This window comes from Paenibacillus sp. OSY-SE (assembly GCF_000283315.1).
Lineage (GTDB): Bacteria > Bacillota > Bacilli > Paenibacillales > Paenibacillaceae > Paenibacillus_B > Paenibacillus_B profundus.
Window position 1 is genome coordinate 18,679 of sequence record NZ_ALKF01000157.1, and the last position, 20,522, is coordinate 39,200.

Annotated in this window: 20 protein-coding genes and 1 pseudogene; 10 read left to right on the forward strand and 11 right to left on the reverse strand. The window is 50.4% G+C overall.

Features of this window, described 5'->3' with window-relative positions:
* Positions 1–56: 56 nt before the first annotated feature.
* Both map and A372_RS0106535 read right to left on the reverse strand, forming a co-directional pair.
* The gene (gene map, locus A372_RS0106530; RefSeq protein WP_019420024.1) at positions 57–839 is read right to left on the reverse strand and encodes a type I methionyl aminopeptidase; all 783 of its coding nucleotides are present in this window, start codon (positions 837–839) and stop codon (positions 57–59) included.
* A 266-nt stretch (positions 840–1,105) separates the two neighbouring features.
* On the reverse strand, positions 1,106–1,294 hold the full coding sequence (locus A372_RS0106535; protein ID WP_019420025.1) for a hypothetical protein: 189 nt from the start codon (positions 1,292–1,294) through the stop codon (positions 1,106–1,108).
* Positions 1,295–1,541: 247 nt separating this feature from the next.
* Between A372_RS0106535 and A372_RS0106540 the strand changes: the two genes are divergently transcribed.
* The 4 genes from A372_RS0106540 to A372_RS0106555 all read left to right on the forward strand — a co-directional run bounded on the left by A372_RS0106540 (position 1,542) and on the right by A372_RS0106555 (position 4,996).
* Positions 1,542–2,567 carry a serine hydrolase domain-containing protein gene (locus A372_RS0106540; protein WP_019420026.1) on the forward strand — a complete coding sequence of 342 codons (1,026 nt, stop codon included), beginning with the start codon at positions 1,542–1,544 and terminating at the stop codon, positions 2,565–2,567.
* A gap of 140 nt (positions 2,568–2,707) precedes the next feature.
* Positions 2,708–3,886, forward strand: a complete 1,179-nt coding sequence (locus tag A372_RS0106545; RefSeq protein WP_019420027.1) for an MFS transporter — start codon at positions 2,708–2,710, stop codon at positions 3,884–3,886.
* 70 nt (positions 3,887–3,956) lie between these two features.
* Positions 3,957–4,565, forward strand: a complete 609-nt coding sequence (locus tag A372_RS0106550; RefSeq protein WP_019420028.1) for a TVP38/TMEM64 family protein — start codon at positions 3,957–3,959, stop codon at positions 4,563–4,565.
* Between the two features lie 149 nt (positions 4,566–4,714).
* Positions 4,715–4,996, forward strand: coding sequence for a hypothetical protein (locus tag A372_RS0106555; protein ID WP_019420029.1), 282 nt, complete (start codon positions 4,715–4,717; stop codon positions 4,994–4,996).
* Positions 4,997–5,124: 128 nt separating this feature from the next.
* On the opposite strand, the gene A372_RS0106560 is transcribed toward A372_RS0106555, so the two are convergent.
* Complete coding sequence (locus A372_RS0106560; RefSeq protein WP_019420030.1) at positions 5,125–5,901, reverse strand: sporulation protein; 777 nt, start codon at positions 5,899–5,901, stop codon at positions 5,125–5,127.
* 255 nt (positions 5,902–6,156) lie between these two features.
* On the opposite strand from A372_RS0106560, the gene A372_RS0106565 reads away from it, so the two are divergent.
* Entirely contained in the window at positions 6,157–7,056 is a 900-nt protein-coding gene (locus A372_RS0106565; protein WP_019420031.1) for a diacylglycerol/lipid kinase family protein, read from the forward strand.
* 141 nt (positions 7,057–7,197) lie between these two features.
* Entirely contained in the window at positions 7,198–7,701 is a 504-nt protein-coding gene (gene mscL, locus A372_RS0106570; protein ID WP_019420032.1) for a large conductance mechanosensitive channel protein MscL, read from the forward strand.
* Between the two features lie 154 nt (positions 7,702–7,855).
* Here mscL and A372_RS0106575 read toward each other — a convergent pair whose 3' ends face one another.
* The 3 genes from A372_RS0106575 to A372_RS0106585 all read right to left on the reverse strand — a co-directional run bounded on the left by A372_RS0106575 (position 7,856) and on the right by A372_RS0106585 (position 10,195).
* Positions 7,856–8,167, reverse strand: coding sequence for a hypothetical protein (locus tag A372_RS0106575; RefSeq protein WP_019420033.1), 312 nt, complete (start codon positions 8,165–8,167; stop codon positions 7,856–7,858).
* A 240-nt stretch (positions 8,168–8,407) separates the two neighbouring features.
* Positions 8,408–9,193 carry a TrmB family transcriptional regulator gene (locus A372_RS0106580; protein WP_019420034.1) on the reverse strand — a complete coding sequence of 262 codons (786 nt, stop codon included), beginning with the start codon at positions 9,191–9,193 and terminating at the stop codon, positions 8,408–8,410.
* 237 nt (positions 9,194–9,430) lie between these two features.
* Complete coding sequence (locus tag A372_RS0106585) at positions 9,431–10,195, reverse strand: hypothetical protein (protein ID WP_019420035.1); 765 nt, start codon at positions 10,193–10,195, stop codon at positions 9,431–9,433.
* A gap of 579 nt (positions 10,196–10,774) precedes the next feature.
* Between A372_RS0106585 and A372_RS0106590 the strand changes: the two genes are divergently transcribed.
* The 4 genes from A372_RS0106590 (at position 10,775) to A372_RS0106610 (ending at position 14,680) form a co-directional block, all read left to right on the forward strand.
* Positions 10,775–13,006 carry an ATP-dependent helicase gene (locus A372_RS0106590; protein WP_019420036.1) on the forward strand — a complete coding sequence of 744 codons (2,232 nt, stop codon included), beginning with the start codon at positions 10,775–10,777 and terminating at the stop codon, positions 13,004–13,006.
* 100 nt (positions 13,007–13,106) lie between these two features.
* On the forward strand, positions 13,107–13,790 hold the full coding sequence (locus A372_RS0106595) for a GTP pyrophosphokinase (protein ID WP_019420037.1): 684 nt from the start codon (positions 13,107–13,109) through the stop codon (positions 13,788–13,790).
* Between the two features lie 228 nt (positions 13,791–14,018).
* Positions 14,019–14,222, forward strand: a complete 204-nt coding sequence (locus A372_RS33430) for an AbrB/MazE/SpoVT family DNA-binding domain-containing protein (RefSeq protein ID WP_019420039.1) — start codon at positions 14,019–14,021, stop codon at positions 14,220–14,222.
* Positions 14,223–14,455: 233 nt separating this feature from the next.
* The gene (locus A372_RS0106610; RefSeq protein WP_019420040.1) at positions 14,456–14,680 is read left to right on the forward strand and encodes a small acid-soluble spore protein Tlp; all 225 of its coding nucleotides are present in this window, start codon (positions 14,456–14,458) and stop codon (positions 14,678–14,680) included.
* Between the two features lie 207 nt (positions 14,681–14,887).
* On the opposite strand, the gene A372_RS0106615 is transcribed toward A372_RS0106610, so the two are convergent.
* The 5 genes and pseudogenes from A372_RS0106615 to A372_RS0106635 form a co-directional block, all read right to left on the reverse strand.
* A complete protein-coding gene (locus A372_RS0106615; protein WP_019420041.1) occupies positions 14,888–15,751 on the reverse strand; it encodes a M15 family metallopeptidase in 864 nt (287 codons plus the stop codon).
* A gap of 109 nt (positions 15,752–15,860) precedes the next feature.
* Positions 15,861–15,986, reverse strand: coding sequence for a hypothetical protein (locus A372_RS39025; RefSeq protein ID WP_019420042.1), 126 nt, complete (start codon positions 15,984–15,986; stop codon positions 15,861–15,863).
* A gap of 60 nt (positions 15,987–16,046) precedes the next feature.
* On the reverse strand, positions 16,047–17,435 hold the full coding sequence (locus tag A372_RS0106625) for a dicarboxylate/amino acid:cation symporter (protein ID WP_019420043.1): 1,389 nt from the start codon (positions 17,433–17,435) through the stop codon (positions 16,047–16,049).
* A gap of 210 nt (positions 17,436–17,645) precedes the next feature.
* Positions 17,646–18,287, reverse strand: a pseudogene (locus A372_RS38475) (DNA alkylation repair protein).
* Positions 18,184–20,514, reverse strand: a complete 2,331-nt coding sequence (locus tag A372_RS0106635) for a glycoside hydrolase (protein ID WP_019420045.1) — start codon at positions 20,512–20,514, stop codon at positions 18,184–18,186. Before A372_RS0106635 ends, A372_RS38475 begins: the two are co-directional and overlap by 104 nt.
* Between the last annotated feature and the right edge of the window lie 8 nt (positions 20,515–20,522).

Here is a 20,522-nt window from a genome sequence, read left to right on the forward strand (position 1 = left end):
TTAAATAGAAGGTTTTAATCATCAGTGGAGCATGAGCACCTCTTTCAGGGGAATGATTATGAGTTCTTGTGCTTTCCGCCAGGTGTAAACGGGAGCATGGTCAGGACGCGCGGACCGCTGTCCGTGACGGCGACAGTATGTTCGAAATGCGCCCCCCACGTTCCGTCGCAGGTCAGAACCGACCATCCATCATGTCCTAGCATGACGTCTCCGGGAACACCCAGCGTGAAGATGGGCTCCAGCGTGATGATCATCCCCGTCTCTAGTACCGGGCCCGTGCCGGGCCATCCATCATTCGGCACTTCCGGCGGCTCGTGCATGTCCTGACCGATGCCATGCCCGACCAATGCGGTTACGATTCCATAACCGTGCGTGCGGGCGATTTGTCCGATTGTACTTGAAATATCGCCGATCGAAGTGCCCGGTTTGACCAACTTAACCGCTTGGCGGAGCGCATATAGCGTATGCTGAACGAGACGCTTCACTTCGGGGCGCACGTGTCCGATTGGGTATGTCCAAGCCATATCGGCAAGCCAGCCTTTATAATTAACGACGAAATCAATCGTCACGATGTCACCCGAATTCAACTCACGCGTGTCTGGAAATCCATGGCACACCACATCGTTAATGGAGGCGCAGATGGCATACGGATATCCGTAGTAGCCTTTTTGTTCTGCCACAGCGCCGTTCTTCTGCAGCCACCGTTCCACAAACAGATCGATTTCCTGCGTCGTAACACCCGGAGCGAGCCGCGAAGCAACTTCCCGGTGACAGCGCGCCGCCATATGTCCTGCCTTCTGCATCATTTCAAGCTGTATGTCGGTTTTTATCTCGCTCATAAGAGTCCCTCCTTGACAGTTTCCCAATGTTTAATATATGACCTGACCTATTCAGGGTAGAAGTCATTTCCAAATATTATTCTATTTCCATATATTATATTTCCATATTCAAAGACCTATAGCCTGCATTAGCTCTAATATTATAAACAGGGCGCAGCCGAGTTCATCGGTGCGCCCTGTTCATTATTGCCATATGTCAAGTCGAAACGAAAGCGTAACGCCCTCTATCCAATTCTCTATCTTCTGTCGTATCAAGCCATTGTTGCCTAGGAAACACTTGTGTCTATCCTTCCCAATTCCAACTCTACAAGCTGAGTTAATTCGTCTTCATAGCCTCCCATAATCCGGTATTTCCGGATATACTCCTTCACAAATTTCCGAGGATTTTTCGGACGGAAAATGCGCGTCATCTCCAACAAGCTTTCTTTCACTTCGTTGTGACCTTTTGTTGCCATGAAAATTCCCTCCCAAAGCGTTGTAGATCGTGCTCCGCAACGGAGAATCAATTAGACTTATCGCTTAGCATTCTGGAATTTGCAACCTTTTAGTCCTATTATAGCATATTCATCAGAGCTGCAAAATCACACAATCTTTCTTAACCAATTCTTCATTGGGCATCCTAGATGACATACACAACGCATACTGACCATTGCATTGCTTTCATCGATATCACTATAACAACTATAAACAGGAGTGCTCAGTATGAATCAGATCAGCACATTCCGCGTGTCTTCTGTGATGCCGGCAGAGGTAAATATCGATGCAGTCAAGCTGCAAACAGCATTGGAACAGTTGCCTAAGCTGTTTCCACGTCTATATTGCTGCCTGATCGCCCGTCACGGCCATATCGCAGCGGAACAATATTACAACGGCGGAGAGCCGGAAAGACTGAATGATTTGCGGTCGGCCACGAAGAGCGTTCTATCATCCTTAATCGGTATCGCGGTACACCGCGGTGACATGCCGCCGCCAGATCAGCCAATTCTCCCCTATCTGGAAGAAGACATGCCCGTTCGCTCAGTAACCGATGAAGGATGGCGACGCCTTACGTTTCGACACCTGCTCACGATGACATCAGGTCTGCATTGGCAGACAGGCAACAGACTGGGGGAACGCTGGATCCACCGCTTCCATAATAGTTCGAGCTGGCTTCGCTTTGCGTTGCGGCTTCCAGTCCAGCCCGAACGGCATGGTCAGTTCCAATATCGCAGCATCGATTCCCACTTGCTGTCCGTGTTGCTTACCCGTTGCACCGGCATACGCGCGGACGAATATGCCGCGCGCCACCTGTTCCGTCCCCTAGGCATCCCGCAATACCGCTGGGACTTGTCACCAGACGGCCACGCCGCAGGTCATATCGGCCTCCATCTGACGGGAAGAGACATGCTTGCCTTCGGCCAGCTCATCCTCAACGAAGGCCAATGTCTTGCAGACAGCATGAATGAAGGAGCCCCTTCATCTACAGCCGTCATACCTCTGGAGTGGATACGCGAATCACTTCAGCCGCACGTCACCGGTCTGCCGGCATTCGGCCATTATGGATATCAATGGTGGGTTCATCAGGTTGGTTCGCATGATGCGGCCTGTGCTATAGGGCATGGCGGACAGCTAATATATGTCATTCCCTCCCATGCATTGACCGTTGTATTTGCAAGCAATCCACGGGTATGCCGCTGGCGGCATCCGAAGCGTTGGCTCGAAGAGTGGCTGCTTCCTTCCTGCCGTTAGCTTGCACAAAACAGGCTGCATAAGGCGTATTGCATATAGCAGCGTCCATATAATCTTTTAACATGACCGTAATGTAGGTTTGCTGGAAACACTTGTAACCCCGCGTTATAATGGTACAAGCAGGAAAGGGGCGTTCACGTTTGAAAGGGATTCGCGCGCTAGGCTTAGGCCGGGATATTGTACTGCTGGCCGTTATTTTATTTTTGGTGGAGTTTGTACGTGGAGCAGCATTGGTATCGTTCATGCCAATTTACGGAAAAGACGTGCTGCATATTAGCTTGGCCATTATCGGAACGGCCATCACCGCGCATTATTTAACAGATACCGTTCTTAAGACCGGAATCGGCTATTTGCTTGATCGGCTATCCGCCCGGCTCATCATAAATGTCGGATTGCTTATATCGCTTATCGGCGTTGCTTTGTTCCATTTTGGGGAGAGTAATTGGATATTTATCGCTGCCGCTGCGCTGTATGGAGTCGGCATCTCTCCGGTATGGATCGTCTGCTTAACCAAAGTAAAAGAAGAGCAGCGAGCCGCCCAGATGGGCTTTCTCTATATGATATGGCTGGTCGGCATGGGTGCCGGGCCGGTTGTGCTTAATCTTTTGATGGATTACCGTCCCGAGCTGGCATTCTATCTCATCGTCAGCCTCGCCGCGATCGCTTGGCTGCTCAGCTTCTTCATCCCCGGCGGGAAGCAGACCGATTCGAGCGTCAACACCGTCCCATTCAAGGAACAGTGGGAAGCACTGCGTGTCAAGCTGAAGGCGATGAAGCCGCTTCTTCCGGGAATGATACTACAGACGTTAGGTGCCAGCATGCTGGTGCCGATACTGCCGACCTTCGCTTCGGATACGCTCTCGCTATCAAGCAGCCAGTATTCCGTGCTGCTCTTGCTTGGAGGCGGCTGCACAGTGCTTGGACTTGTCCCGATGGGCAAATGGTCCGATAAAGTCGGGCGCAAACCTTTCCTCATCACGGGATTCGCCATTTTTGGACTGACGCTTGCATCGTTGTCGTTGCAGCCTTCCACACTTGTCGCCTATGGGTTAGCTGTCGTGCTCGGTTTATCGTATTCTGCCGTGCTGCCAGCGTGGAACGCGCTGCTCGCACTTTATGTGCCGCCTGGCCAGAAGGGGCTTGGCTGGAGTCTGCTCTCCACTGTGGAAGGCATTGGCGTGCTCATCGGACCAGTCGTTGGCGGCGTGCTTGCCAGCGCATTCTCGGCTGCGACCGTCGTATGGATTAGTGCTGGTCTCTTTGCCATTATTGCGCTTGTCTATACACTGTTCCCATCGCGCTGGTTCGCAGAGCGATAGCAACCTTTTGCATATATACACGTAATGCCTATGTAACAGATTAGACGCAAGCCATTTAATGAGGTGATTGATGTTGTGGCAGTGGCTGCATGATATGATATCCATGCTCAAGCATCTGGATATGAAGCAAGTTGAAAGCTTGCTTGAGCAATACTCGAACTTAGGACCTTTGCCAGGTATTATACTTCCACTGGTGGAAGCATTTCTGCCTTTTCTTCCACTTATCGTATTTGTGATGGCTAACGCTGCTGCATACGGGCTATGGCTCGGTTTCTTGTATTCATGGATTGGCGTGTGCGCGGGATCGTGCATTGTATTTTGGATCGCACGCAAGTTCGGGGGACGATTCGGGATGTATATTCAGAAACGTATGCCTTCGTCTCAACGTTTTTTTAACTGGATGGAGGAAAAGGGCTTTACTCCGCTCTTTATTTTGTACTGCTTCCCATTTACGCCTTCCTCACTCATCAATATTGCGGCCGGCATCAGTACGGTTCCGTTCCGCACGTTCATAATCGCGGTAATGTCAGGCAAGTCAGTCGTCATTTTCCTGATGGCCTTCATCGGCCACGATTGGCAGGGATTCATTCATCAGCCTTGGCGGATTGCTATCGCGATACTCCTTTTGGTCTTGTTATGGCTCGGGGGCAAGAAGCTTGAATCGCGTTATCAACTATAAGCAGGGATGCTATTAACGCCGCTAATCGTTGATGGCGTGAAGGATATTTTCTCGGCAACAGGGCAACTTATGCATACACAGCCTGCATTGACCCTTTCAGCACCATGAGCACCTGAAATGTTTCCAAAGGAAAGGAGCAACTTACCCGTATGTCGAAGGAAAATCAGAAGATGCATCCGATATCACGTGATCGTGTGGAAGTAGATGGGATATATGCGAACGAATGGGGACGCGAAGAGGTGCTGCATCGCGACCAGACCTTTCCTTCTGATCCGCAGCTTGGGGCGACGGAATGGGAACTGAAGCAGTTCATGTTCGATAATCATCATGACGGTCAGACCGATCCTCGGCTCGTTCCGAAGGCGGAAGACAAGGAAGAGCCTCCGAAGCAAACACATCCGCGTAAGCACCAGGATCGCGGAGATAAGTAAACTGTTTCATTTTCTACCTGAAAAAGGTCGATCGACAGCAATAGGGGGCATTTGAGCCCCCTATTGTCGCGCTCCATACTCCATTGACCTGCACTTTTGCAGTTTATCGTAACTTTTTCACCGGACTTCTAAAGCATACGCCGAATCCGTTCGGCCAATTCTCCGGCAAATCCTTCCGCTCCGAGCATCCTCCACTCTGTATTCGTTAATCGAAATGTAGTGAAGCTTTCATCTGTGGCTGCCACTTCGTTCAACCAACCTGCAGCGCTCCTCGCCGAGCGGTCAATCTGAATAAGCAGACCCAGTTGCTGTTCCGTTCCAAGAAACACCATTTCAAGTTCATCCAAATCTCCGCGAAAGTAACTGGTAGGCACAAATTCAAATTCCTGAACAAACGGATATCTCCCCCCAAGACGAGGCGCGTACTCGCATTCCGCTTTCCGCAAGCGGAATCCAAGGCGGTTGACCGCATCGATGACGATGCTTTGCTCCACACTCGGAATGAGTTCAATCCGGTCATTGTCCGTTGGATCCAACGCGCTCGTCATATCCAATTCTGTCTTGAGCCAGACTGGCGTATTGTCAATGCTTAATGGGGTCTGCGGCGGCAGCACAATCGAAAATGGGACGTCTCTCGTCTCGTTGGCATCAATGGTAAATGCCTCGCTGATGTCGTACCGCTGCAATTCGCAATGAATGCATTGCCGAATGCAATCAGCTTCACGGGTATATTGCGTCATGAGCAATATGCGAATTCCCTCCATGTGTTGAGCGCCTTGGCCACCGCGTATCTTGACGACGCCGCGCACCTCTTCTCCCGGAGCATAACGCCCCCGCTCAAGCATCGTGTCAACCTTGGCCGCACCGATGCCGATGCTCGTTAAGAAACGGTTGAACATGGACATGTCTATGTTCCCCTCCCCTGAACTCTTCACCAACATATATGAGTGAAATTGGAAAATGTTTCCCCTTCATCCATTCGACGGATACACATTTTTTCCCTGCTATATGAAATGTACTTCCTTACAAATAGTTCACGCAAACTCTATTCATTTTGTTATTATGAAAGAGCGACAAATCAATGTATACAACGAGTTTCATTCAAATATGTCCGTATGAAACGTCTATGATTCGGCTAACATGGGAGAGATGGAATATTGATGTTGTTTGTAGTAAATCGAAATGCAGGGAACGGGAAGGGAATACGGGTATGGCGTGAAATCGAAGCCCGTCTCCAACGGTTCGGCACCTCCTATACCGCTTGTATTACTGCTACCGCGGAAGAAGCCGGATCACGCGTTAGAATGCATATCGATCGTCACCCTCGAACTTCGGTCATCGTCATTGGCGGAGATGGAACTATACATCGTCTATTGCCCCTCTTAACAGGCACAGAAGTCGCACTGGGCGTTATTCCTGCCGGTTCGGGCAATGATACGGCGCGCGGCTTCCATTTACCCACTGAACCGTTAAGCGCATTAAATACAATATTGCATGGACGACGCCGTATCGTCGACCTCATACAACTGAACGGAGAATGGACGTTGACGGCGCTCGCCACAGGCTTTGACGCTGACGTCGCAGAAGCGGTCAATCGGAGCTCCTATAAGCGCTGGTGCAACCGATTGGGCTTAGGTTCGGTCGCTTATTTACTAGGTGTGGTGGAGACGCTCTCCAGATTCAAGCCTGCCGATGCGAGTGTGCGCGTCAACGGTATAGATCACCATTACAAAGACGTATGGTTGACGGCGATTGCCAACGTTCCCTCCTATGGAGGAGGTATCCGGATATGCCCTCAGGCAGCTCCGGATGACGGGGAGTTGGACATCTGCATCGTACATGGATGCAGCCGCCGGACACTGATGCGTCTCTTCCCGACCGTCCTTACAGGAAAACATGTGGGATTGCCCTATGTCACCATGCTGCGCGGACAAGAGGTGCATATCGAATCCTCCATCCCCCGGGTCACTTATGGAGACGGAGAACGCTCGGGAACGACGCCGCTGCATGCCGCTATTGTACCGGGAAGACTGCAGCTGCTTGTGCCGCCGAAAGAGTAGCCCAGTCACACTTAGCTGCCCTCCGGACGTACGGCACCAACCATTATTCCTTATATTGGAACGTGGAATAAGCCGTTTCTGAGTAATAAATCGGGGTAAGTATTATGTGGAACATTTTGAACGAGAAAGGGGCAACACCCAGTGGGAGAACCCAAAGTAAAAGTATTTTTTCAAGAATTTAAGCAATTCGCCATGCGCGGCAACGTCATCGATTTGGCAGTCGGTGTCCTGATCGGGACCGCCTTCAACAAAATCGTCACTTCTATTGTCAATGATGTAGTCATGCCGCCCCTCGGTGTATTGCTAGGCGGGGTGAACTTCAAAGATTTATTCATCAATCTTGATCCAGACCAGACACTTGCGAACGGCCAATCGATACAATCATTGGCACAGGCTCAGGAAGCTGGCGTGCCCGTCATCGCCTACGGGCAGTTCATCAATGTCATCATCGATTTCATTATCGTCGCTTTCTCCATCTTCCTTATCGTCAAGGGTATCAACGCCATGCACCGTAAGAAGGAGCCCGAAGCACCGGCAGAACCGGCAACGAAGGATTGCCCATATTGCTTGTCCAAAATACCGAAAGAAGCGGTACGCTGCGGACATTGCACGTCTATGCTGAATGAGGCTGAGGCAAAAGCATAAGCAAGCTTATTCGCAAACTGACGACCGGCGCGGTTCAACAGTTCTTCCCAATGGGCAGAAATCCGTAATCTAACATAAAAAAGGCCTTCCAACTGCTGTACAAGCTAGTACGAGCAGGTGGAAGGCCTTTATGTTATGGGCATGACGTCCGACGTTACATCGGTCGATTCGGCTTGCTCATCAACTGTTCCGCAATGGCACGCAGATGCGCGTCCGGGGTGAATGTTTCCTCCCCCATATCAAGTTTCTTGACGCGTATTTCCTCGACATCGCTTCCTGCGCCACGGGGCAGGAACACGAGGCTGTCTTCATCCTCACATGCAACATCATACCCCATGGAGCTGAACATCTGCTCTAAATCAAGCGGGGATGGTTTCTCTCCCTCAGGTGTCATGACCAAGCCGCGAAGCTTAGCAACATCCCCTGCGCCGTGATGAACGACTTCAAAATGTACGATGCATTCCATTCCGTGTCCTCCTCATTACTGTCGCTTAGCTCGGTTCCTATATAAGAGGATATTCAAAAAGTTAAGGTTGCTGTTCGAACATTTATATAAGTCGATAGCTTATCCGAAAGCCTTGCAAACCATACACTGATTTCCAATATGCCATGGCCTGGCAAAGCGACGCTGGTGTTGTATCCTATATTACGGAGCACATCTGCCTTCGTTGCAGGAACTTGTTGTAACTTTCACAAATGTCGCCAATTAGTCAAAATATTTGTGTATGACATGTTCAAATCGCTCTCCGAATGTCCGCCTCAGATCCAGTCCCATCTCCTGCTCCAATTCATATAGCACGATGTCCTGTACAAATCGGCCGAGCACCAAATTTGTCACGGCGTCATGTTCCGTCAGCAGCGCCTTGGTGGCCAATCCTTCACCACGGGCACCGATAAGCGTTTCTTTGCGATCGATAACGAACGCGAAGTGACGTGATTCACTCTGTATTCTGGATTCATCTGTACCCGCTTGCATCCGAATGAGCTTTCTTCCTTCCGCATCTGCATCGACGATAGACCACAGCACTTTCACTCCGCGCGCCTCCGCCAGCTCCAGTTCCTCCCTCAGCACAGCGGCCTCTTCTGGCCATACATCAACGATAATTTCCCGTTTTGCTTCGTGAAGCGCCCGCTTGATCGTTTCGTTAACGGCCCGCTCCCCTTCCACACTGTAAAAGGAAGTTTCATCCACTTCGGTAGCTGGCATATGATGCTTGACATAGCGAAGTGATGACTCCAGCCGGGATGCTAAAATGCGCGTAAGTTCTTCGGGCTGCAATGCAGCGTAATAAGACGGTTCGCCGTCTTGATGCAAAATAAGCCCTTGATCGACTAACCTCTGCAATGCAGCATACACATTGGACCGGGACACACCTAACTTCTTTGCTACTTCATATCCAGTCATCGCCCCTTGCTCGGATAGGCTGACGACAATCTTCGCTTCCATTTCCGTAAATCCGAGCGAGCGTAAATGTAAAATGAGTCCTTCCATAAGACTGCCTCCTATAATCCTTGCGAGTCTTTCTCTTAGCAGGGTACGAGGCTGTCCACCCAACGTTTCCCCAACATCTATTGTATCGCAGTTCGTTTCCAGTTTCATCGAAAAAAGTCGCAAATTGTCGGTTGTATCATGCAAAAAGAGGAGCCCCGCAGCATTTATGCTCTGCCTCAGACTCCTCTGATCAACGAATTGAGCAATTATAAATCTTCTAAATAGAGAGCGTTCCTCTTATACAAAGGGCGTACCGCAGCGTTCACACCATTTCGCTTCCACATCCGCATAGCTGTTGCAATTCGGACAGCGACGGATCGACAGCTCCCCATCAGGTCCAATGGGAAGACGGCGGCCGCCTACTGTGACATTCAGATCCCGTTTTTTGTGAGCTTCCTCGTACATAGGCTTGACCATGTCAGCCGAATGAGGCTTCTCCGCATTCGGTTGGGGGGGATGGGATGATTTGTACGTATAACGTTCCGGTTCATCCTCGTACACATCAAAATCGGGAGCTTGATATGCCTTCTCCTGCGAATAAAAAGGCTCATATCGTTCGTCATCTTCTACCTCCACGAACGATGGCTTTTTCATTTGTATAATCAATTCTTCCTGCTCCTCATCCTCCTCTAGGAGCGGAGCAGGTGGTTCAGGCAATTTACTTCCGCACGAAGAACAGAATTTAGCAGTAATCGGAGCGATCTCGCCGCATTCACATCGCTTCTCATGTCGAAGCTCACTCGTCTTCCATTCCAACTGCTTGATCTCTTCTTCGAGCGCCAAATTGGATTTGCCGATCTCCATAATGTCCGATTCGGCTATCGTTAAATCATTCTTTTTATAAGCATCGTATACAAGTTCTCCAATGTTATAAATGTTGCTCTCGATTTCCTTACGACGGGCCGTAATTTGGGCTTGAATCCGATTGATTTCCATTACATTTTGCGCTTTTTCCGATGCCTTGGAGGCACCCTCTTTTAATTTTTGAATCAGGCGGTTCATCTTAAAGCCCCTCCTTTCACATACCACGTAGTTGACACAGCTTCTCGGCACTCTACTCAATTACATATGCCTGTAAACATATACACTCGATGATATGAATCGAAACTTCCCCTTACCCCTTTAAGAGATATGTATGTTTCCTTTTTTGATACGCGTATTAGGGCCAACATGTTGCGCAAAACTGCCATTGTCCTACAACAACGTATGCATCCGTGCAAAAAAACATGTATACCATGTCCGATCCCACTCAAGTTATAATAGAGACTGCCGCTGCAATACGGATCACTGCCGTGGCGTTCCACACCGAATTGAAACAAGTTAACATAAACGCGAGTTCAAAAAGGTCAATTTTCAGCACCGGGAAGGTTGTAAGAACTCGAAGAAGGAGGAAGCGCTGTGTAGGCAACTACATGAGCACCTGAAATGTTTCCAAAGGAAACATACTTCGGAAGCATAAGCTCCTCAAGAGTGATTGCAAGATTCGATGTCGAGTGACTTCATAGGATGCTTCGTGATCAAAAGGGAACTTTTTGAACAACCTCTATTAGCATATTTCTATCATAAAGGAGATGCACGACATTGACCACTCCCACTTCATCAAGTCCGGCAGCATCCCATTGGCGCACTCGTCCCGTCGGAGCCTTGAAGGAGCGCGCAATTCCTGCTGCCGATCAAGTTGCCCCAGCCGCGCAGAACAAGAACGGGAGAACAAGGAACGATGACTCGTTCTTCACCGCTCTTGCGCAACAGGGAATCCATCTGCATGAAGCACAGCGGCATGCCGTACGCCACGACGAGGGCCCGCTGCTCTGTCTTGCCGGTGCTGGTTCCGGCAAGACGTCGGTATTGACGGCGCGTGCGGCTTATCTTATGGCGGTGCGGGGCGTGAAGCCGGAGGCGTTATGGCTGGTTACGTTCACGAGCAAAGCCGCACAAGAAATGCGCACGCGGCTTGCCCGGCTCCCCGGCGTAACTGCCGCCATGGCGCGGCGCGTGCAAGCCCGCACCTTCCATTCCTTCGCGCTCGTGCTGCTGCAGGCGTATGCCCCGCCATTCAAGCTGATGGCGGAAGAGCGGATGCGCCACGGCATGATGAAGCGTGTGCTCCGGGAGCTCGGACTTCATGATCAGATGCAGGCGGAGACCGTGCTCGCCGCGTTGTCCTCATTGAAGTCACGCCGCACCCTGCCAGTGGAATGGCACCCACAGGATATCGGTGAGCGGGATATGAAGCGGGCGATGCTCCGCTTCGAAGAACAGAAAGACAATCAAGGAGGCAAAGACTTCGACGACTTGCTGCTGGACACGCTGCGCCTGCTGGAAGAAGACAAGAACTTGCTGCAACGCCTGCGACGCCGCTTTCAATATGTAATGGCCGATGAGTTTCAAGATACGACGCCTGTTCAATACGAACTACTTCAACTTCTATCCGATGAGCATCGCAACTTGGCGGTGTTCGGTGATGACGATCAGACGATATATACGTTTAATGGGGCGTGCCACCACTATATCACCGGCTTTCAAAAACGGTATCCCGATGCAAAGCAGATTACGTTAAATATTAATTTCCGTTCAACCGCTCCCATCGTCGGGCTCGGGAACGCCATTATCGCTTGCAATCAGGAACGTCTGCCTAAGCTTATGCGCACTCCGGTCGGGTTGCATGTAAAGACCAAGCACATGGAAAATATGACGGATGGCTCAACAGAAGGCAGTGAGGTGGTCACCCCTCTCTATCTTCGACCACGGGACGCAGAGGAAGAAGCGCAGCGCATTGCGGGACAGATACAAGCCTCCGTTGCGAATGGACAGCATGCTTGGCGTGACTTCGCAGTGCTGTACCGGACCGCGAACACAAGCCGGGCGCTTGTAGAGCATTTCACGATGCAGGGCTTACCCTTCCGCCAATTCGGCGCGGAGCCGCTCTTCTACGATCATAGCCAGGTGCGGCCGTTGATCGACCATTTACGGCTCGCCTTGGAACCGCGCAATATGAATGCTATGGAAAGCGCAGTTGCTGCGTTATATATATCACGAGAGGCGGGAATGCGCGCTATCCGCGATGGCGAACAACAGAAAGCGAAGAAATATCCGCTCATCCATCTGCAATATTGGATGCAGTTGGCCGAATTCCAGCGGGACGCCATCAAACCCCGCATCAAGCTGATTAAGAAGCTCGCTGCTATGAAGCCTCATCATGCCATCCGGGAGATGCGGCGCGAATTCTACGATAAGTTTACGGCAACCCTATCCGGTGAGAAGGCTACCGCTCATCAGGAGGGCGCGGCGGATACGCTTGAAGAGCTTGAATCTTCCGCCCAACGCTTTGATTCCATCGACGCTTTCATTCGCCATATCGACGTTCTGAAGGAACGATACTTGGCGATGCATCCGGAGCATGCGGCTCAACGGGCGTTCCAGTCCGACAAGACTGCAGGACAGAGTAGTACAGAACGTCGCTTCACCGACCCTCAGGAGGATGTCATTACGCTCATGACGATTCATCGCGCCAAAGGGCTGGAATTTCCAGCAGTGTTCCTTATCGGCGCCTCAGACGGCATTCTGCCTCACCGCACTGCGCTGCGCAAGGAGACGCCTCCAGACCGACAGGCCTCGGCACACGCCGCAGCGATATCGCCAGACGGGGTGAAGGAAGCGCTGCTTGAAGAGGAGCGCCGGTTAGCCTATGTTGCGGTCACCCGGGCCAGGAATTGGTTGTATATCAGCTCCCCCGCCGTCGTACACGGACAGAAGGCTGAAGTCAGCCGATTCGTGCGCGAGGCATGGGGAGAAGCCGTGGCTTTGAAATAGGCACCCTGTTTCCGTTACAATAGAAATAGAACAGATGTCTTGCTGGTGGACGTATAGAAATAATCGCATTTACAATACCGTACCAATTGAGGGGATACACATGTCGATGACAGAAATGATCAAGAAGCAGTATGAGCAAGTGAAGCAGCTGCCAACATTGTATCAATTAGCTCTAGAAGAATTGGAAACGAAGATTAAAGTCATTCAAGCCGAGTGGAAAATACGAAACGGATATGCGCCATTCGAACATATTAAGACGCGTCTGAAGGAGCCGAACAGCATTTTCAGCAAGCTGCAGCGCAAGGGCTATCCTTTAACGCTGGATTCCATCGTTAACCAAATTTATGACGTAGCTGGCATGCGCATCGTGTTCGCTTTTATCAAGGATATTTACATGGTTCTGGATCATTTGAAGACACGTGACGATATTCGCATCGTAGAAATCAAGGATTATATCGCTAATCCGAAGCCGAACGGATATCAGAGTCTGCATGTTATCGTTCAAGTTCCGCTCGTACTGTTTGATGATACGCGCTGGATTTATATAGAAATCCAAATGCGCACGCTGGCGATGGATTTCTGGGCCAGTATGGAGCACATCATCTACTACAAGTTCGAGCAGCAGGTTCCACCGCATGTAACCCAAGAATTGACCGAGGCCGCCAAGGCTGTCGATGAACTGGATCGCAAAATGCTGGATCTCCGCAAAGAGATTCTGTCTTACAATAGTGAAGATTGGGTGCAGAGCATTCAGGGCGGACTATCGATTGAGAAGGCAAAATAGTCTCTTTTCTATTTTCTACTGGGACGTGTTATGGGAATCCCTCCGTAGTCACGGAGGGGTTGCCATGCGCGTCTCCACCATTTCCCCTGCTTTTTACCCCTATCGCGCTAATGTTGTCACATACATCCCGAACGGCTTGCACCGTCTCTTTTTTTATATGGAACGCTTGACACATAACTTTCGTACTGGTATACAAACTGATAGTAAGAAGAAAGCGGGTGAATTGCTGTGAAAAAACGCAAGCTGCTGCGAATCGGAAACAGTTACGGCCTTATTCTTCCCAAAGAAATTTTAAGCAAATTACATGCTCAATACGGGGATACATTCGAGATGGAAGTAAAGGAACAGACCGGGGAGCTAATCATTCGTAAAATAAGACATGCCGAGTCCGCCTATAGACCTACACCGACACGCCCTCCGTTAACGTCCTAATCTCTACGCATTTCCTAGATCCCCCATCCGCAATTCCAGATGATTCAAGACGTTTACATGAGAACCACTCAACTTGGTTAGTCATTACCTATTATTCGGTGTAACCGGTTACCAGGCGATTGGATAAAAAATGGACGGATTACATAACTTAATCGTGACGCTGGAGCACGTGGTTACCCATGTCTTCAGCGTCCCATCGTTATCATTTCTGGAATGCTAAGGAGGACCACGCCATGGCCAAGCCGGATAACCGCGCAAACAACGCAGTGCGTCAACAGCATGTCATCGACAATACCGTACAGAAGCTGCATCAGACTGATCAGTATTTGTCAGAGCATGCCGATGAAATCAGTGTAACGGAACGAGAAGCGCTTCAAGCAAAAAATGAACGCCGCCGTTCCAGTATTGAAGGGTTGGCCGAAGAGCGCCGCGACGAAATCTCGGATGCTCAGTCGTAGTTCACACCGGATGAACACAGGAATGATACGTAAGTAGAGACGGATATACATCCTTGTCCTTCCCGGATGAACCGTGTCTGCTAAGATGAATCGGCACTTGCACAAAGTGAAGCCGCTCCGGCCCGATTCATATCAGAAGAGCCCGAAGCTAGCTTTGTCCGCTAAGCTTCGGGCTCTCATATTATCGAAATGAATATAACCGAAAAATTATTGCAAAAACTGCTCCAGCGTCGTTCCCTGCTTATAAATCTCTTCTGCAGCGTCCTTGCCTACATAGCGGATGTGCCAAGGCTCGTACACATAACCGGTAATGCCCTCCCCATCCTTCGGATAACGAATAATAAATCCGAATTCATGCGCATGCTCGGCGAGCCACTTCCCTTCTGTCGAATCACCGAACTCTTCTTCCAATACGTTATTTACGCTCGGACTGGACACGTCAATCGCCAACCCCGTCTGATGCTCGCTCGTTCCCGGAATGGCACTTACACGAGAGGCGTATTCTTCACCCTGCGTGTCCACATAGTGATTAAAGAGCGACTTCTGCCGCTTATAGGAACGATAACCGGATACCGCATTGAGCGTAATGCCATCCTGTTCCGCCTGGGCAAATAACGACTCTAATGCATCGGCTGCTTCCTTGCGGAGGTGCCGCTTCTCATGCTCTTCTGCAAAAGAGAACTTCACATTCGGTTCAACTAAATCAGATGGCTCGTATCCATCTGGCAAATAGCGTTGTTTGTTCACCACGACCATAGTGGAGTCCGCGTTCGTAACGACCGCTTTCCCATCCGTCTCTTCCGTCGTAGCCGCTAACGCATACTGGGATTTCATTTGGGCCACCGCATCCTGCTCCGTTTCGTTCGAAACGTTTTCTCCAGAATCGGTATCATTTTCATTTCCTTGTTCCTTATTTTGTGACGGCGTCAGTGCCGGATTAACCTGTTCTTGTCCGGATTGTGCAGAAGTTCCTTCCGCAGCTTTGTTGTCAGCCGCCTGACAGCCGCTGAGCAATATCGCCGTGCCCATAGCAAAGACGATACACTTGGCCGCCATTCCGTTCTGGCTCATGTCATATTCCCCTCTCCCAGTCTCGTATTGATAGACTGAGAGTCTATTATATCGTAATTCATAGTCTATTACGAATAGGCGCACAGCAATGATAAAGCAACAATATTATCTATATTTGACTGCATATCTTGTAATAGATTCTATCAAAGGGAGGCGAGCTCATAAGCAACTGTATCGCCATCTCAGCTCCGCCGAAAGTAGATGCCGAATCCAGCAGCAGGAACAATTGCTCCATACAAAATACACCTCCTCTAAATCGTTGCCTGCGATTTAGGGAGGTGTATTTCCATCGTCATTATACCGTAACGGCACCTTTATCGACAGAAGTGTCATGGCCATATTCGATGTCATCGTCCGCATCGCGATTGAAAGCTTCACGGTCGAACTCTCCTTCGCTCTTTCCGACCAACAGAGAAGCTACCGTCGTTCCAGTCGCGTTCACTGCCGTGCGCGCCATATCGACAATAGCGTCTACACCAAGCACGAGCGCAAACCCCTCTAGCGGAAGTCCCGCTTGAACTAAGACAACCGTCGTCGAGATCGAAGCCGGGCCAGGTACGCCCGCAACACCGACAGAAGCGATTGTCGCTGCACCGATGATGAGCAAGTAATCGGCAATGTTCAAGTCGATGCCATACACGCGGGCGATGAACACGGCCACAATCGCTGGATAAATGCCCCCGCAGCCATTCATGTTAATCGTGGCACCGAGCGGAGCAACGAAGCTCGCAATTCGTTCGGACACCTTCATCCGCTTCGTAATGACTTCCAAATTCACTGGCAGCGTCGCATAGCTGCTGCGGGTCGTAAAGGCGACCGCCATCGTCGGATAAGCCTTCTTGAAGAAGCGAATCGGGTTGACGCGGGCACCGAAGGTGACCAGCGATCCGAACGTCACGATCATATGAATCAAGCACGCGACATACACCGCGATAATGAACCAAGCCAATTCTTTCAGCGTTGATAATCCATACTTGGCTGACATCGCCGTCATTAATCCGAGTACTCCATATGGTGTAAGCTTAATAACAAACTTCGTGACACGGAACATAATATGTGAAAAGGATTGGAAGAAGGCTCTCATCGGCTGTACCCTATCCGGATTGCGCAGCCCTTCTAACGTAATCGCAACTGCAATAAAGGCAGCGAAAATGATAACCGGGACTACTTTTCCCTGAGCCATCTCATTCACCGGATTGGACGGAACCAAGTCGAGCAGCACTTGCTTGAATGTCGGAATTTCGCGTTGTTCAAAGTTTTGCGCCGCTTCCGTACTTTGCGCGATGCCAGAGCCTGGGTCGATGACCAACGCCGTGCCGAGACCAATGACGGCGGCTATCGCGGTCGTAATAAGAAAGAGCGCAATGGTCTTCGTTCCGAGCTTCTTCAGCACGTTCGGGTCTTTGACCGAGGTGATGCTCGTAATAATGGTCGCAAAGACGAGCGGCATAACGACCATTTTAATGAGGCTGACATAGATTGATCCCAAAATGCTGATGTCCGCAGAAGCAGGTCCGAATATGGCTCCAAGCGTCAAACCGAATGCCATTGCCAGCAGCACTCGAAGTCCGAAGCCGACTTTCTGTTTAGCGAGCCACCAGAGTACGATAACGAGCAGCAATGCAGCTCCCCAACTCGCATAGACGTTCCAGTCCTGCAGAGTAATCCAAGATTGTTCCTTCATGGTTATGCCCCTCCGCATGTTTGTCTTATAATTCCTACTTGTTTAATAGGTATTATAGAAACGGGGACGGTTATCGTCAACCCTTTTTTTCGCGCTGACGCTTCCGTCGCCAATCAGGTCCTATTTTGTTTCATGGTTCACATTCAACCTTCTCAGAGCTTCCCGCCGGCTAAGCGGCATCAGATCATGCTCCTCCACATAAGCCAGCACCTATTCCGAATTCGTCTTCGCATATTCACGCAGCACCCAACCAATAGCCTTCTGAAGAAAAAACTCCTTATAGTTATGATGCGCCTCGATGGCCCGCCTAAGCAGACCGGTATCTGTCTTGCTTTTGTACTTGAGTTGGAACAAGATGCCCGTGCGGTTAAGTCACATGTTATTGGATGTTATCCAACGCTCGGCGCGCGCTGCCCAAGCGTCCGGGTAACGGCTCATCACTCCCCCCACCGTACATGTCGCCAATCCGTCTGCGGTGTCCCACCACGAATTCGCCACGATAAAGCGCTCTATTCGATGTATATGTGATAAATCGAAAAACTTCACTCCGCCTTCGAGCAATCCCATCGCGATATAGGCAAACTCCCGTTCCTCCTGCACCCACAACTCCTCGGCCGCGTGTAATATTTCCTCGGCTGTTGTGGGCTTTTCCCAGTCACACATGCGGTACTGCATTATCGAAATAAAAAAAAGCCGTCTCACCGTCTTGAAAGACGAATGAGACAGCCTGTATATTATCGTTGTGGCATCATCGTTGACGTACAGCTGAGGCGGCGTTGAACACAGTTTGCTTATCTCCTTCATAAATGACGGCGGATTTCGCCTTGACGGTGTCATTTCCGTATACTGCATCCTTGTCCGAGAAATTGGCGACCACTTTCAGATCGGAGCCGTACTCTGCGGACTGCACCAACCGATCTGGGGACAGCACCTGGAACGCTGTCATCTCCTTCGTCACAGCCTTGGCATGGAAGGGCGACCATACCGCCAAGTAATCTGTGATCATCTTTTTATGGCTCTCCCATTCTTCCTTATCGAGATGATAGAGCGGAGGCACGTTGTACAGCAACTCATACAGCATGCGTTCGGCGGCCTCGTCCTTAATTTTGAGACTGCCCCACTCCCAATGATGGGTCGTTATCACCGAATCGTTGTAGACTAGCTTGAACAGCGGCAATGTATACGCCGGGTCAACATAAACATGTTGATACAGCTCCTTGATCGGAACCTGCTTCGCATACCGTTCAGGAATGCCGCCCTGCGCTGACCAATATGCGCCTACATAATATGGGCTGTTCTTGTCTTCCCGCATATCCTTGTCGCTCCACTTAATGACCGGCGTCTCCAAGCCATGGGCAAAAGCGATAACCCTGCTTGCAAAGTCATTCCCGCCTTCTGAGCCGATGACCATATGCTTCTCCTTCGCGATATAATCCATCCGTTCGAGACGCGCATCCATATCCTGCTCCTGCGTCGTCACATGCCCCGGTGAATAGTCGTCATATATTTCCCCTGTCGCGTCACAATCGATGAACCAAGAGTTATACATGATGCCGTCCTGCAAAATACTATCCACGCGCTGCTTCACGCTCGGAAGCGATAAGGCAGGATTCAGCTTGCGCCCCCGATTAAGGAAGCCGCCGATTTTTTTGCCTTTCTCGTTCGTGATGGTCGCTTGTTCATAGAGTGAGTTATCTGAAAAATAAGCCGTATTCCAATCTTTATTTTCCTGTTTCTGAATGGAGTGATAGGAATCGTACGGTCCAATCAAGTAACCTAGCTTGGCAGCCTTCTCGACAAAAGCCGGATTCATTAGCCCATCTGCCCAGTTCGGCAGACCAATCCACGCCTTCGCAATTCCCGCTTGATGCATGTCCTCCACCAGCTCCGTCGAATGGTCACGCCCCCACTCCGAAGGATCGTCGACCGCTTCCTGGAATGCGCTCTTCAGCAGGTTCTTGTTGAACGCATACAGCTTCTGCTCACTCAGCTTGTCCACGCCATCGGCAATTGTCTTAAGCAACGCAGCATCTGCCGACTGAAACCGGTCGGGACGGTACAGCTGCTCCAGCTTTATCACCTGATTCAGCGCCTTCACGATGACACGCTTGTGATAGGCGTTCAGCGACTCCTTCTTCACCTCTTGCAGCACACTGTTCAACTCCTGCGCGCCATCCTCGGTGTAACGATCCGCGAGTTCCGCAATCCACGTCCAGATCGGGTCATTCAGCTTCTTTTTCATCGCTTGCCAACGAATGTTGCTATCCGTCAGCAACTGATTGTTCCACATATAAATATGCGGCGCCCCGTACAGCTTCTTGATTTCTGGATTGTCCTGCGCCTTCTCGGCCAGCGTCTTGAAGCCCTGCTTCTCCTGCACATACCCCCGGTACAGCTTCGCTATAGCGACAGGATCATTGTTCGTCACATAGAGCCTGAACCCATATTCCTTTTTCGGATTAATGGAAGGAAACTCATGGGAGAACGTCATGCCAATGTTCGATTCTGTGTCGAACGAGACCTCGTTGTTGAACGGATTCTCGACTATATAGAGGAGCGCGTAATGCTTCATATTCATGGCCATAAAGTTCATCGAGAACGACTCGCTCCACGTGAACGTCTCATCCTGCAAAAATTGCTTCCAATTCGGGTCGCTGCTCGGAATTCGTTTGCCTTCCCACAACGGGAGCATATAACTGTCCGCCTGTACGGTTGGCCATGCGAATTGTTCCGCACCAATCGATTGAATGCGAATGTTGAGATAGTCCTCCTTTTTTTCGATGATTACCTTCACCTGTTCTTCGGGATACGTCCATTCCATGCGATCGGCTTCTTTCTTCAATTCGGTGAAGTTGCGCCGCTTCATGGGCACGGACGCATGCTCCTTCACTCCGTCTCTGTCGATCACGATATCGAACGTTGCCGGGTCCACCTCATACGTAAAGTCGCTGTAAGGCGCCTTGACCGTCTTGGCAACCTGCGAAGCTGCCTCTGCCTTAACGGCTTCCTGTCCGCTGCAGCCGGTGAACATACTCAAAGCCATGACGGCCGCCAATATGGATAGTAATGTTTTTCTCATGTGTGCAT

What these genes read in the sequence shown, in the direction of transcription:
- map (WP_019420024.1), bottom strand. Translation starts at nt 839, where the DNA reads ATGAGCGAGATAAAAACCGACATACAGCTTGAAATGATGCAGAAGGCA.
- A372_RS0106535 (WP_019420025.1), bottom strand. Translation starts at nt 1,294, where the DNA reads ATGGCAACAAAAGGTCACAACGAAGTGAAAGAAAGCTTGTTGGAGATG.
- A372_RS0106540 (WP_019420026.1), top strand. Translation starts at nt 1,542, where the DNA reads ATGAATCAGATCAGCACATTCCGCGTGTCTTCTGTGATGCCGGCAGAG.
- A372_RS0106550 (WP_019420028.1), top strand. Translation starts at nt 3,957, where the DNA reads ATGTTGTGGCAGTGGCTGCATGATATGATATCCATGCTCAAGCATCTG.
- A372_RS0106555 (WP_019420029.1), top strand. Translation starts at nt 4,715, where the DNA reads ATGTCGAAGGAAAATCAGAAGATGCATCCGATATCACGTGATCGTGTG.
- A372_RS0106560 (WP_019420030.1), bottom strand. Translation starts at nt 5,901, where the DNA reads ATGTCCATGTTCAACCGTTTCTTAACGAGCATCGGCATCGGTGCGGCC.
- A372_RS0106565 (WP_019420031.1), top strand. Translation starts at nt 6,157, where the DNA reads ATGTTGTTTGTAGTAAATCGAAATGCAGGGAACGGGAAGGGAATACGG.
- A372_RS0106575 (WP_019420033.1), bottom strand. Translation starts at nt 8,167, where the DNA reads ATGGAATGCATCGTACATTTTGAAGTCGTTCATCACGGCGCAGGGGAT.
- A372_RS0106580 (WP_019420034.1), bottom strand. Translation starts at nt 9,193, where the DNA reads ATGGAAGGACTCATTTTACATTTACGCTCGCTCGGATTTACGGAAATG.
- A372_RS0106585 (WP_019420035.1), bottom strand. Translation starts at nt 10,195, where the DNA reads ATGAACCGCCTGATTCAAAAATTAAAAGAGGGTGCCTCCAAGGCATCG.
- A372_RS0106595 (WP_019420037.1), top strand. Translation starts at nt 13,107, where the DNA reads ATGTCGATGACAGAAATGATCAAGAAGCAGTATGAGCAAGTGAAGCAG.
- A372_RS0106610 (WP_019420040.1), top strand. Translation starts at nt 14,456, where the DNA reads ATGGCCAAGCCGGATAACCGCGCAAACAACGCAGTGCGTCAACAGCAT.
- A372_RS0106615 (WP_019420041.1), bottom strand. Translation starts at nt 15,751, where the DNA reads ATGAGCCAGAACGGAATGGCGGCCAAGTGTATCGTCTTTGCTATGGGC.
- A372_RS39025 (WP_019420042.1), bottom strand. Translation starts at nt 15,986, where the DNA reads ATGGAGCAATTGTTCCTGCTGCTGGATTCGGCATCTACTTTCGGCGGA.
- A372_RS0106625 (WP_019420043.1), bottom strand. Translation starts at nt 17,435, where the DNA reads ATGAAGGAACAATCTTGGATTACTCTGCAGGACTGGAACGTCTATGCG.
- A372_RS0106635 (WP_019420045.1), bottom strand. Translation starts at nt 20,514, where the DNA reads ATGAGAAAAACATTACTATCCATATTGGCGGCCGTCATGGCTTTGAGT.